The 12,857-nt window shown below is 66.3% G+C and carries 10 protein-coding genes; 4 read left to right on the top strand and 6 right to left on the bottom strand.

Annotated elements, in window-relative coordinates; genetic code table 11:
- Positions 1-66: 66 nt before the first annotated feature.
- From HCA61_RS06080 to HCA61_RS06095, 4 genes are all read right to left on the bottom strand, one after another.
- Positions 67-1,182 carry an NDMA-dependent alcohol dehydrogenase gene (locus HCA61_RS06080; RefSeq protein ID WP_169687259.1) on the bottom strand — a complete coding sequence of 372 codons (1,116 nt, stop codon included), beginning with the start codon at positions 1,180-1,182 and terminating at the stop codon, positions 67-69.
- Positions 1,179-2,612, bottom strand: coding sequence for an aldehyde dehydrogenase family protein (locus HCA61_RS06085; protein WP_169687260.1), 1,434 nt, complete (start codon positions 2,610-2,612; stop codon positions 1,179-1,181). Before HCA61_RS06085 ends, HCA61_RS06080 begins: the two co-directional genes overlap by 4 nt.
- A gap of 77 nt (positions 2,613-2,689) precedes the next feature.
- On the bottom strand, positions 2,690-4,558 hold the full coding sequence (locus HCA61_RS06090; protein WP_169687465.1) for a VanW family protein: 1,869 nt from the start codon (positions 4,556-4,558) through the stop codon (positions 2,690-2,692).
- 871 nt (positions 4,559-5,429) lie between these two features.
- Positions 5,430-6,743: an acetyl-CoA C-acetyltransferase gene (locus tag HCA61_RS06095; protein ID WP_169687466.1), complete on the bottom strand. Its 1,314-nt coding sequence runs from the start codon at positions 6,741-6,743 to the stop codon at positions 5,430-5,432.
- Positions 6,744-6,879: 136 nt separating this feature from the next.
- Here HCA61_RS06095 and HCA61_RS06100 point away from each other — a divergent pair, with 136 nt between their 5' ends.
- Both HCA61_RS06100 and HCA61_RS06105 read left to right on the top strand, forming a co-directional pair.
- Complete coding sequence (locus HCA61_RS06100; protein ID WP_169687261.1) at positions 6,880-8,226, top strand: 3-oxoacyl-ACP reductase; 1,347 nt, start codon at positions 6,880-6,882, stop codon at positions 8,224-8,226.
- Positions 8,226-9,089, top strand: coding sequence for a MaoC/PaaZ C-terminal domain-containing protein (locus HCA61_RS06105; protein ID WP_169687262.1), 864 nt, complete (start codon positions 8,226-8,228; stop codon positions 9,087-9,089). The genes HCA61_RS06100 and HCA61_RS06105 overlap by 1 nt, the downstream gene beginning before the upstream one ends.
- A gap of 77 nt (positions 9,090-9,166) precedes the next feature.
- Here HCA61_RS06105 and HCA61_RS06110 read toward each other — a convergent pair whose 3' ends face one another.
- Positions 9,167-9,775 (bottom strand): TetR/AcrR family transcriptional regulator, encoded by a 609-nt coding sequence (locus HCA61_RS06110; RefSeq protein WP_169687263.1) that lies wholly within the window; start codon positions 9,773-9,775, stop codon positions 9,167-9,169.
- 78 nt (positions 9,776-9,853) lie between these two features.
- On the bottom strand, positions 9,854-11,047 hold the full coding sequence (locus tag HCA61_RS06115; protein WP_169687264.1) for a glycoside hydrolase family 3 N-terminal domain-containing protein: 1,194 nt from the start codon (positions 11,045-11,047) through the stop codon (positions 9,854-9,856).
- Positions 11,048-11,167: 120 nt separating this feature from the next.
- On the opposite strand from HCA61_RS06115, the gene HCA61_RS06120 reads away from it, so the two are divergent.
- Both HCA61_RS06120 and HCA61_RS06125 read left to right on the top strand, forming a co-directional pair.
- Entirely contained in the window at positions 11,168-11,635 is a 468-nt protein-coding gene (locus tag HCA61_RS06120) for a universal stress protein (protein WP_169687265.1), read from the top strand.
- A gap of 68 nt (positions 11,636-11,703) precedes the next feature.
- The gene (locus tag HCA61_RS06125) at positions 11,704-12,786 is read left to right on the top strand and encodes an isochorismate synthase (protein ID WP_169687266.1); all 1,083 of its coding nucleotides are present in this window, start codon (positions 11,704-11,706) and stop codon (positions 12,784-12,786) included.
- Positions 12,787-12,857: the final 71 nt, after the last annotated feature.

A 12,857-nucleotide genomic window follows, 5' to 3' on the forward strand; every position in this document is an offset into this window, starting at 1 on the left:
CGACAGCACAGAACACGACAGTGGCTCCCGCCGAAATCGGCGGGAGCCACTGTCGTCGTAGCGCGGTCAGAACAGGACGACCCCGCGCAGGTTCCGCCCCTCGTGCATGTCGGTGAAGCCCTGAGCGATGTCGTCGAACTTGTATGTGGACGTGATCAGCTCGTCGAGCTTCAATGCACCCGAGGTGTACAGGTCGATCAACCACGGGATATCGGCGGTCGGCGCAGATGCGCCGAACAACGAACCTTGCAACCGCTTCTGATACAGCACCAATTCCATGGGGCTGATGGGGATTCCGACGTCGGTCATCGATCCCAGTCCGGTGACCACGCAGGTGCCGGCCTTGCGAATCGACGAGAACGCTTCCGCGATGTGTTCCCCTGTCGTGACGCCCACCGTGACGATCGCCGCGTCGGCGCCCTGCCCGTTCGTGAACGACCGTGCGATCTCGGTTGCCTCCGCCATGCCCGAGACAGCGTGCGTGGCACCGAACTTCAGGGCACTCTCGCGCTTGAACGGCACGGGATCCACAGCGATGATCCTGGCAGCGCCCGCATGTGCTGCGCCCTGGACCGCGTTGATACCGATCCCGCCGATACCCTGCACGATGATCGTCTGTCCGGGATACACCTCAGCGGAATTGACGGCAGCTCCCCAGCCCGTGCCCACGCCACACCCGAGTAGACACAGCTTGTCGAGCGGTAGATCCTTCTCGACCTTTATCACCGAATCGACACTGACAGTGGTGTATTCACTGAAGGTGGACAGCCCGCACGTCTGCGCGACGGGCGCGCCGTCGAGACTCATGCGGAAACTTGTCGGATCGTCCGGCCGGGTTCCGGTCATGATCGCGGCGCCGCGATCGCACAGATTCTGCAAGCCCTTCGCACACCACCGGCACCGCCCGCACGCGGCAAGGAAGGAGAACACCACATGGTCGCCCTCACTCCAGCCGTACGTCTCGGGCCCGACCTGCACGACGATGCCCGCGCCCTCGTGCCCACCGCAGATCGGGTAGCTACCCACAGCATGATCGCCGGAGGAGATGTGGTCGTCGGAATGACACAACCCGGCCGCGACCATCTGGACCATCAGCTCACCGCGCCGCGGTTCGTCCAGATCGAGTTCGGCGATCTCGTAGGTACCGGGCGCTTGCCGGATGATCGCTCCGCGAGTTCTCATTCCGCCGTCACCTGCGCAGACATTGCCGCGCGGTACCCGTCGGCGTGCGGGGGAAGCATTCCCCACTCACGACGAGGATCCTGCTCCGATGCCACGAACACCGTTCGGGCATGACTGAACTCGAGGAAGCCCTCGCGGCCGTTGTAATGCCCGATGCCGGATGCCCCGACACCACCGAAGGGCGCATCGAGCAGCCCCGGATGCATCATCACTTCGTTGATCGTGACGCCACCGGACGTGGTGGATTCGACGACGACGCGCTGTTCCTGCTCGTCCTGCCCGAAGTAGTACAAGGCCAAAGGCTTCGGCCCGGCATTGATCTGTCCGAGCGCCTGCTCGAGGTCGCTGTAGGTGCGGAGCACCATGGCGGGACCGAAGATCTCCTCCTGTGAGATCGCTGCCGACAGCGGTGGATCGATCACCAGTCGCAGTGGACGGCGACGATCGGCGGTACCGATCGGTTCATCGGGAACCGTCTCGATGCGCGCACCCAGCTTCGTTGCCTCGCGGACATACTCGTCGATGCGCGCGACATGCCGATCGTCGACGATTGCCGTCACGTCACGATTACCCGTGGCCGTGGGCAGCAACTCGCCGTACGACGCACGAATCGCGTCGACGAATGCTTCGAGAGACTCGACCGGTACGTACACGGTGTCGGCGCTGACACAGATCTGGCCGCCGTTGGTGGCCTTACCGATCGCGATGCGAAACGCTGCCGTTGCGAGATCGGCGGAGCGGCCGACGATCACCGGTGACTTACCGCCGAGTTCCAAGGTGACCGGCACCAGGTTGCGGGCGGCGTTCTCGAGCACCGATCGACCTGCAGCCTGGCCACCCGTGAAGACGATGTGGTCGAACGGCAGAGCTGTGAGCGCCTGCGCGGTCTCCACACCACCGGTCACGACGGCGATATCGGTGGGATCGAGGAACTCCTCGGCTGCGTCGGCCAATACCTGCGCGGTGCGCGGTGCGATCTCGGAAGGCTTCAGCACCGCCCGGTTCCCCGCCGCGAGCACTCCGGCGAGGGGGCTCATGAGCGTGTAGACCGGGGCGTTCCAGGTCCCGATGATCAGCACGGAGCCCTTCGGCTGGTACTGCACCGACGCGGTGGCACCGAGCTGATCGTACGGGGCGAACATTGCACGCGGCTCGGGCTGCATCCACTGTTCGAGGTGGTCGCGGGCGTACTTCAGGGCCGTCAGCGATCCGAGTACGTCGTTGACGGTCGAGTAGCCCGGGTGCCGGCCGCCGAAGTCTTCGTCGATCGCGTCGACGATCGCGTCGTGCCGAGCTACGAGCATGTCGATCACTCGCTGGATCCGTGCACGACGCTCGTCGGCAGAACTCACCCGTTGCGCCCGGTTCTTCTGCTGCTGATTCCCGAGCAACTCGCTCGTGTCGGAATCCGTACTGATCACATTGGTCATTGCAGGGATGCTATGAGCTCTGTCACAGCACCCACGGCGAGTTCCCGCTCAGCGAGATCGCCTCTCCGCGAGCCCTTCTACTGGTCGTCGACGCCCGGAAAACCCGAGAAGTCCGGCACGAAATCACCCGCAGACGGACGCGCCGCGGCGGGCTGCCCTGCCTGTGGTGTGTCGGTCTGCGGTGCGTCGGTCTGCGGTGTGTCGGATTCGGGTTCGGCCGGCGCAGGTGCCGGTGCGGTGTCGTCCCCCGGCGCGGATGAAGGCGTCGACGGACCGTCGCCACCGGACGGCTCGTCGCCGGGTTCCGGCTCCGGGCTCACACACTTGACGATGGGTACCGGGTCGTAGCGAACGGTGCGGGTCTTGTTCGAGATCTGGGCACCGGTGTTCACGTCGGTGACGATTCGCGTGTCCGTCACGGTGAATCCCTGCGCACCACTGGAGGCGATGCAAGACTCACCCGCGGGCAGCGTGATCGTATTCGGCGACGTGTAATTGGTGCGATCGCCGGTGATGGACTGCACGTTGACCGTCTTCGTGCCCCACAGGCGCACCGTGATGTCGGAGTTGGTCCAGATCGTCTGGATCAGCACTCCGGTCGTCTCCGACGGGTTGCGGAACGCCAGATCGATTGCGCCCTCGTAGACCGTCGCTTCACGCGCAGCCGGATATCGAGAGATGTAGTAGCTGTGCTCGGTGTGGTCGACGTCCTCCATACCCGCGAAGTACGACGCGTTGTACAGGGTCGTCGCGAGCTGGCTGATACCGCCGCCGACGGCTTTACCCGGCCGGCCCGCCTCGATGATGCCGGACTCGACATAGCCTTCCGCTGCACCGCGCGGGCCCGTGTATCCGTTGAGTGAGAACGTCTCTCCAGGCTTCACGAGCGCGCCGTTGATCTCGGAGGCAGCGATCCGAATGTTCACACCGGACGCGTACTCGAACCCACCGGAGCTGAACTCACCGATCACCTCGTTGATTCCGAGCTTCTCGGCGGCTTCCGTGGTGAGCTCCGGATCGGCCGACTTGTACAGGGCTTCGACGGATCGTCCGTTCTCCGTTGCAAGCAGCTGCGGCAGCGATTCGAGGGTCTTCTCCCAATCGACGAGGTTGCCCTTCGTGCCCGGAACAACTGCGGGACGACCGCCGTCGAGCACGATCTGTGCGTCCTTCGGTTCTGTCTCCGTGTCGGCGAGCTGCGGCCCGAGGATCCCGATGGCAGCTTCGGGGTGGTACTGCGGATCGAGTCCGCCGTCACCGTCGGGTGCGAACGAGAGCACCGCGCCGATGTCCTGGCGTGGCAATGTCGCGACCGCGCCGTCCAGTCCGGTGACCACGAGGTCCGATGCGACCGCGGGCACCGCGATCTCGGCGAGTGCACGATCGAGGCCCTCACGGGTGACGGTGACTTCCACACTCTCGACCGGTAGCGACACATCACCGAAGGGCCACCGCTCGGCGAACACGTCCGACGCTGCTTCCGCGTCGAGACGCTGGCCGGGCTGCGGGGTCACGGGGACGGGGGTGCCGTCCTCGAACACGATGTTGCCTTCACGCGGCTCGTGCGCTGCGGCGGCGGTCACCAGATCGATCGACGCGGCGAGAGCAGCGTCGTCGCGGGTGGAGGCCACACCGACTTCGTCGTTGCCGAAGAACGACGCCAGACGTACGAACGGATTGAGAGGCTGCTCGCCCACCCGGGCGAGGGTCGCATCCCAATCGATACCCAGCCCCGCTTCCGACGGCACGATCTCACCGCTGGTGTCACCGGCGGTCACCGCCACCGGAGCGTCGAGCCGCGGACCCAGTTCGTCGCGAAGAGTTGTTTCGGCGTCGTCGAGCGATTCGCCGCCGATCTCGACACCGGCCACGGTCACGCCACGGGGCACCTCGCCCGAGCTCATAGCGACATCCGCGGCGTAGAGGAGGACGAGGACCGCTGCCACACCGCCGAGGGCGAGCGCGATCGTGCGCTTCGGGAGGTTCGACCACGGCTTGTCAGGACCCGACGGGCCACCCGGACCGTCCCCGGGCGGAGGCGCGACCGGCGGCGGTCCTGCGGGGGGCGGGGTAGCGCCGGTGGGTGATGCGGGCGGCATCGCGGCGGTCGGGGCGGGCGGAACCTCGATCTGCGACATCTGTTCGGTGGGAGCGTCCGAGGGAGGCGGGTTCTGCTCGGACGGCACCTTCGTCACCGGAATGACCGCGGTGGGAGCGTCAGCTACCTCAACTGCCTCAACTGCGTCAGAAGTCTCAGTGGGCTCGAACGCTTCGGATTCATCGGACGGTTCAGCAGCCGGTGCGGTAGGCGCAGCACGGAAAACAGGCGTCGTTGCCGCCTCGGATCCGTCGAAATCGGCTTCGCCGGCGGGGACACTCGTCTCCGGGGTCCGATCTTCCGGTCCGGGCTCGACGTCTCCCGTCGACGCCGCTTCGCTCGTGTCCAGTGTCGCCGCGTCACCGTGCTCTGCGACAGCATCGACCGGCGGCGCAGCATCGGCCGAGGACGCCGCCTGCGATTGCGGTTCGGTCGGGCGAACGTCGTCGTGTGTAGCCTCGGGCTCGTTCGTCCCGTTGTTGCCGCTCACCGATGTCCCTTCAGACAGGGCACGCTCGTAGACCGCGCGCCGGATACCGGTTCTCCAGGGTAACGCCCGGACTTGAACGGTCGACGGGCGGAATGCGCAAAAGACCCTGCTGGGCTACCAGGTCGGGGGTCAGGTAGCCCAGCAGGGTCGTATGTTCTATCGCTGCGCCGGCAGAGGCGTTACACGCATCGGAAGAAAAGAATCCGAATGTGTCCGGCGTCCTGCACGGTCACGCTTCGAGGATGGCCGTCACGCCCTGGCCACCGGCAGCACAGATCGAGATGAGGCCGCGAACGGGCTTGCCCGTCTCCTGCTTCTTCTCGTGCAGCATCTTTGCGAGAGCAGCAACGATACGGCCGCCGGTCGCGGCGAACGGGTGGCCCGCCGCGAGTGAGGATCCATTGACGTTGAGCTTGCTGCGGTCGATCGAGCCGAGCGGAGCGTCGAGGCCGAGTCGCTGCGTGCAGTACTCCTTCGATTCGAACGCCTGCAGTGTGGCGAGGACCACCGACGCGAAGGCCTCGTGGATCTCGTAGAAATCGAAGTCCTGCAAGGTGAGGCCGTTGCGCTCGAGCAGCCGCGGGATGGCGTAGGTAGGTGCCATGAGCAGTCCGTCGCCGCCGTGCACGTAGTCGACGGCGGCGGTCTCGGAGTCGACGAGGTACGCGAGGACCGGCAGGTTGCGCTCGGCCGCCCATTCCTCGGTCGACAGCAGGGCCGCCGACGCACCATCGGTGAGCGGAGTCGAGTTACCCGCCGTCATCGTGGCGTCGCCGAGCTTGTTGCCGAACACCGGCTTCAACGTCGACAGCTTCTCGACCGACGAATCAGGGCGCAGGTTGTCGTCGCGGGTGAGCCCTAGGAACGGGGTGATGAGGTCGTCGAAGAATCCGCGATCGTAGGCGGCGGCCATGTTGCGGTGGCTCGCGACGGCGAGTTCGTCCTGGTCTTCACGACGGACACCGAATTCCTTGGCGGTGATGGCAGCGTGCTCACCCATCGACAGGCCGGTGCGCGGCTCGCCGTTGCGCGGAATCTCGATGCCGAGCATCGACGGACGCACGTTGCCGAGCAGCTTGACCCGATCTGCGGTCGTACGTGCGCGGTTGAGTGAGAGCAGGAATTCGCGCAGTGGGTTGCTCACCGCGATCGGGGCGTCCGAGGTGGTGTCGACGCCGCCACCGATGCCGGCTTCGATGCGTCCGGCGGCGATCGCGTCGCCGACCGAGACGATCGACTGCAGGCCGGTGCCGCATGCCTGCTGCAGGTCCCAGGCGGGGGTGTAGGGGCTCAGGGCACTGCCGAGCACGCTCTCCCGGACCAGGTTGAAGTCGCGGCTGTGCTTGAGTACCGCCCCGCCCACGACGGCGCCGAGGCGCTCGCCCTGCAGGTTGAATCGGCTGACGAGACCGTCGAGGGTCGCGGTGAACATGTCCTGGTTGGAGGCGCGTGCGTACTTGCGGTCGGAACGCGCGAACGGGATCCGGTTGCCACCGAGGACGGCGACACGACGCTGCTGCGTGGAACGAGCGGTAGGACGCAGCTGCGTGGATCGGGCATTGGTGGTCACTGGCATCTCCCGCATTCGGATGGACTCGTACTGTGGCTACTATTCTTACTCAGGAGTAAGTTAGTTGTCGACCACAGCATCGACGACCGAATTCGAAGAAGGTGGAAACGTGGCTGACGCCAAGGGCGCCCCCAAGCTCTATTCCCAGCTCATCTCGTCCGCACCCGGCTCTTTCCTCGCGAAGCAGTTCGGTCTGCCACAGCCCGAGAAGCTTCGCCGCTACCAGCCCGGTGAACCCGCATTGCCGGGGCCCGTCCTCCTCGGCGGCAACGGCCGCCTGGTGGAACCGATCCGCGCGCTGCTGCACGACTACCCGCTCGCCGACCCTGCCGACACCGAGTTCGGTGCTCTCGTGTTCGACGCTACCGGCATCAGCGACGCCGCGGGTCTCGAACAGCTCTTCACGTTCTTCCAGCCGGCCATCCGCGGCCTCGCCCCCAGCGGGCGTGTCGTCGTTCTCGGTACCACGCCCGAGGACGCGGCGTCCGTCGACGAGCAGATCGCGCAGCGCGCCCTCGAAGGCTTCACCCGCAGCCTCGGCAAGGAACTCCGTCGCGGCGCCACGATCCAACTCGTCTACGTCTCACCGAAGGCCTCGACCGGCCTGTCCGGTGTCGAGTCGACACTCCGATTCCTGCTGTCCGCCAAGTCTGCGTTCGTCGACGGCCAGGTCGTCCGTGTCGGTGACGGTGACGCCACTGCTCCCGAGTCGTGGGACAAGCCGCTCGCAGGCAAGGTCGCTGTCGTCACCGGCGCAGCGCGTGGCATCGGCGCAACGATCGCCGAGGTCCTCGCCCGCGACGGCGCAACGGTCATCGCCGCGGATGTCCCGGCTGCCGGTGAGGCGCTGTCGCAGACCGCCAACCGTGTGGGTGGCACGTCCTTCCCACTCGATGTCACCGCTCCCGACGCGGGCGACAAGCTCGCCGCGCACCTGCTCGAGCGGCACGGCGGCGCCGACATCATCGTGCACAACGCAGGCATCACTCGCGACAAGCTGCTCGCCAACATGGACGACAGCAGGTGGAACTCCGTGATGGCCGTGAATCTCATTGCCCCGCAGAAGATCACCGAGGTCCTCGTCGAGAAGGGTGCACTCTCGGAGGGCGGTCGCGTGATCGACGTGTCGTCGATCGCAGGCATCGCGGGCAACCGCGGCCAGACCAACTATGGCGCATCGAAGGCGGGCGTCATCGGCCTCGTCCAGGCCACCGCCCCCGTGCTCGCGAAGAAGAACATCACCATCAACGCTGTCGCGCCGGGATTCATCGAGACCGCGATGACCGCCGCGATTCCGCTCGCAACCCGCGAAGGCGGCCGCCTGATGAGTTCGCTGAGCCAGGGCGGCGAGACCGTCGACGTCGCGGAGACCGTGGCGTGGTTCGCGAGTCCTGCGTCGAGCGCCGTCACCGGGCAGGTCGTGCGCGTCTGCGGCCAGTCCATGCTGGGGGCTTGATGAGCGAGATCGAACTCACGGCGAGCCCGTCGATCCTCGACGTCTACGGACGCGCCGTGCTGTCGGCGCTGCCGGTCGTGGGAGCCTCCGGCGACACGTTGCCCGACGACACGCTCGTCCTCCGCGGACTGCGCGTCGATCCCGACAACCTCGCCGAGTACGCGAAAGTGTGCGGACTGCGCTTCGGCGACACGCTGCCGCTGACGTACCCGTTCATTCTCACGTTCCCGCTCGTGATGAAACTGATGGTGTCGAAGGGATTTCCGTTCGCCGCGATCGGCTCGGTCCACGCCGAGAACGTGATCGAGCAGATGCGGCCGATCTCGGCGACCGAGCCTCTCGATCTGCGTGTGCACGCCGAGAACATGCGTGAACATCGCAAGGGCCTGCTCGTCGATCTCGTCACTGTCGTCAATGTGGGACGCGAGACGGTGTGGCGTCAGACGTCGACGTTCTTGCACCAGCAGCGCACGTCACTCTCGGGCGAGCCGAAGCCGGAACCGAAGGCCGAGGAGATCCCCGCCGTTCCCACCTCCACGCTGCGCGTCGACCAGAAGACGATCGACAAGTACGCGTCGGTATCGGGTGACCGCAATCCGATCCACGTATCGTCGCTGGGTGCCAAGGCATTCGGGTTTCCGAAGTCCATTGCGCACGGTATGTGGACGGCTGCAGCCACACTGTCGGCAGTGGAGGGCCGAATCCCCGGAAAGGTCACCTATTCGGTGCGGTTCGGTAAGCCGGTACTCCTGCCGTCGTCGCTGAGCGTCTACGCGCAACATGACGGAGATACCGGCGGATGGGATCTGGCGGTACGGCACCCGAAGAAGCAGTACCCGCACCTCACCGCGACCCTGCGCTGAGTTTCGGTGCGCTGAGACTCTGTGTGCCGGGGCGCGATGGGGGCGTCCCGGCACACAGTCCGAAAGAAGAGGTCCGATCAGCCCTGCTGGTCGGACCTCTTCTTTCCTGCGAGACCGCGCCACGCGAGGTTCTCGAGCAGGTCGGCGGCCTTCTCGACCTCGATCTCACCACCTGCGACACGATCGGCGACGGCTTCACCCGCACCGACGAGCGCGACCGCCATGATCTGGAAGTCGGTTCCGGGCTCCGGGTCGCGTGTGCTGGATTCGAGGAGATGCGCGGTGAGCTCGATCAGCTGGTCGCGGCTGTTCTGCACCTGCCCCGCGAACGCCTGCTGTCCGAATGCCTGGCGATAGAGCACCATCCACGAGTTGCGGTGGGCGTCGACGAATCCGAGGAACGACTCCAGCGCCACGCGCAATTGTTCGCGCGGCGACAGCGACAGGTCGCCCGCGGGCTTGAGAGCCTCGACGAACGCCTGCCCCTCCCGGCTGATGCACGCGGCGAACAGTTCGTCCTTCGACCCGTAGTAGAGGTAGAGCATTGGCTTCGAGATCGCTGCGCGCGCCGCGATCGCATCCATCGACGTATCGTGAAAACCGTTCTCGGAGAACACATCCACCGCGGCGTCGAGCATCTGCTGCTCCCGCACCGCACGGGGCAGTCGCTTGGTACCGCCGGCCATGACTCCTCCAACACCTACGTGACGAACTGTTTCTTACTCTACGGTAGGGAATCGGAATCCACCGCGCGATCGAAGCGTTCAGCAGTCGAGCGCACCCTTGGCACGCGCGACCGTGCGCACCGACTCGTCGACCTGAGTCGAAGGCAGATCACCCGAGGCGACCGCTTGTTCGAGATGGTCGAGAACCGCCGGAACCTGATCGGTGGTCAGCCACAACGCCTGGTCGACACCTGCGACCAATGCGGCCTCGACCGCCTCGGTGATCGGGTAGGAGTCGGTGATCGCCTGCATCCCCGAGAGATCGTCGGTGAAGATCATGCCGTCGAACGGCGAGCCGCCGTAACCGGTGCCCGTGCGCAACAACTCCACTGCCGCGGGGCTGATACTCGCGGGCAGACCGTCGGTCAGGCCGGGAACATCGAGATGGCCGAGCATCACCGCGACATCGGGCGAGACCAGTTCCCGATAAGGAACGAGATCTTTCGCGACGAGTTCATCGAGCGGTGGAGTGGTCACGGCACCGGTGTGCGAATCACCCGACGCCGAGCCGTGTCCGGGGAAATGCTTGAGCACCGGCATGATGCCCGCGTCCTGGAGCCCTCGCGCATACGCCCCGGCGTAGTCGGTCACCACGGCCGGGTCGTCGGAGAAGGAACGGTCGCCGATCACGGAGTTGTCGGGCTGACTGCTCACGTCGACGTCGGGGGCGTAGTCCACCGTGATGCCGAGCTCACGCAGTTCCTGCCCCCGTTCGAGCGCCATCCGATACGTCTCGTCGACAGTCATGGTCTGCGCGGTGACACGCGCCGACGGATCGGGACCGAGCAGTTCCCCGACCCGCGACACGCGTCCGCCTTCTTCGTCGATCGTCACCATCAGCGGCAGCGGGCTCTGCGCCGCCACCCCCGGGATCTGGCGCTCGGCGAGCATTGCCGGGTCGGTCCAGCTGCCAACGAAAATTCCGCCGATCTGTTCTGCCTGGATCATCGCGAGTGCATCGTCAGCACCGGTGACACCGACGTTGAGCAGCTGTGCAAGCTTCTGACGCAGCGACAGTGACGCGAGCAGTTCGTCGCCGCAGGCCTCGGGCCGGGCGGATGATGTCGCCGGGCCGGCCTCCGTCGATGACGACGCGGTCGTCGACCCGGCTGCCGTCGATTCCAGGGTCGCGGACGGCTCCGCTGACGGAGCGTCGGCGGTGTCGCCTGCACCGCAGGCCGTGACCGCAAGTGCCGAGGTGAGCGCGACGGCGAGGCTGTGTCGGATCCGCATGATCCTCGACGGTAGTCGACTCGTGTGAGGGGCCTCCCCACCACCCGCTGACCGGGGTATCGTGCAGCCAACCACCGCCGAACGAGAGCTTTTCACGTACACGACCTGGAGGAGTGCACGTTGGCCGCAGACCTGATCCTCATCGCCTACGACGGATCCGAGAATTCCAAGCGCGCCGTGCAATACGCGGGTCGCTTCCTCGAATCGTGCCGTGCCATCGTCGTCACCGCGTGGGAGCCGATGGTCCGCCAGGCCGCGCGGATGTCAGGACTGTCGGGTGTCATGCAGCCCGAGTGGGTGCCCGACGAAGAGAACGAAGACGTTGCCCTCTCCGACGCGAAGGTGACCAACCGGGAAGGCCTCGAACTCGCCAACTCGCTCGGCCTGCATGCCGAGGGCCGCACCGTCGAGGTCGTCAACGCGGTGTGGTCGGCGATCATCGAGGCCGCCGACGAGTTGGACGTCGACATCATCGTCACCGGCACTCGCGGCACCACAGGGCTCCGTTCGCTGCTGCAGTCCTCGGTCGCCGATCACGTACTCCGCCACAGCCACCGGCCGGTCCTGATCGTCCCGCCCGGCCGCTGACGCTCACATCACAGAAATCGCCCCGCACTACATCGACAACGATGCGCGGGCGATATCGTCGTCTCACCATGGACGGATTCCTACTCTCGCGCGCCGATCGTTCTGTACACGCCATCGGGACGCGGCGTCTGTTCTCCGATGTCACCGCGGCGTCGACGGCTCTGCGTCGGGGCAATGCCGATCTGATCGCCGGAGCCCTGCCGTTCAACCCGGACCGGGCGGCCGCGCTGACCGAACCCGAGACCGTCGACATCACCGACGGGCCATGGCAGGCCCCCGAAGGCCTCCCCGATCTGCCGACGGTGCGGATGACTGCGCAGATCCCCCTCCCCCGCGTTCATGTCGCGCGGGTGCGGTCACTCATCGAGCGGCTCGAACTCGGCGAGTTCGACAAAGTGGTCGCCGCCCGCCGCGTGGCACTGGAGGCCGACGAACCGATCGACCCGTTGGCGTTGGCCGCACGGATGATCGACCGTCATCCGGACGCAACGACCTACGCACTCGATCTCAGTGCCGCAGAAGAACGTTACTGGGGCCACACTCTCGTCGGCGCAACACCGGAACTGCTGGTCAGCGTGCGCGGCGAGACCGTGACGTGTCGTCCACTCGCCGGCACCGCCGCGCGTCACACCGACCCGGAGACCGACCGAAAGGCCGGTGACGAACTGCTGGCGTCATCGAAGAACCGAGCCGAGCACGCATTCGTCATCGACTGGATCCGGGCGCGACTCGGCCCGTTGTGCCGCGACCTCGACATCCCCGCCGGGCCCGAACTGACTTCGACGCCGGATGTGTGGCACCTCGCTACCCCGATCATCGGAACACTGCGCGATCCGGGCACCGACGCGATCTCCGTTGCCGCAGCCCTCCACCCGACACCTGCGGTCGCGGGAACACCCACCGAGGCGGCTCTCGCGACGATCAGGGCGACGGAAGGCGACCGCCGCTTCTACGGCGGCGCGGTCGGCTGGTGCGACTCGAACGGCGACGGCGACTGGCTCGTCGCGATCCGCTGCGCCGAGCTCAGCGCCGACGGGCTGCGCGCCGTCGCATGGGCCGGTGGCGGCATCGTCGCGGGGTCGGACCCCGACGACGAGCTGGCCGAGACCACCGCGAAGCTGCGCACACTGCTGGGCACCATCGGCCTGTGAGAGGTCGAGACGGTGCGCTGGCACCGTCTCCGCTATCCGGGGTGATACCTTGACGCGGAACCAAACGACGT

The organism is Rhodococcus sp. HNM0563, from assembly GCF_012726195.1.
Lineage (GTDB): Bacteria > Actinomycetota > Actinomycetes > Mycobacteriales > Mycobacteriaceae > Rhodococcus.

Bases quoted from the DNA above. Each gene is read 5' to 3' on its own strand.
- HCA61_RS06080 (WP_169687259.1), bottom strand. From the start codon at position 1,182: ATGAGAACTCGCGGAGCGATCATCCGGCAAGCGCCCGGTACCTACGAG.
- HCA61_RS06085 (WP_169687260.1), bottom strand. From the start codon at position 2,612: ATGACCAATGTGATCAGTACGGATTCCGACACGAGCGAGTTGCTCGGG.
- HCA61_RS06105 (WP_169687262.1), top strand. From the start codon at position 8,226: ATGAGCGAGATCGAACTCACGGCGAGCCCGTCGATCCTCGACGTCTAC.
- HCA61_RS06110 (WP_169687263.1), bottom strand. From the start codon at position 9,775: ATGGCCGGCGGTACCAAGCGACTGCCCCGTGCGGTGCGGGAGCAGCAG.
- HCA61_RS06115 (WP_169687264.1), bottom strand. From the start codon at position 11,047: ATGCGGATCCGACACAGCCTCGCCGTCGCGCTCACCTCGGCACTTGCG.
- HCA61_RS06125 (WP_169687266.1), top strand. From the start codon at position 11,704: ATGGACGGATTCCTACTCTCGCGCGCCGATCGTTCTGTACACGCCATC.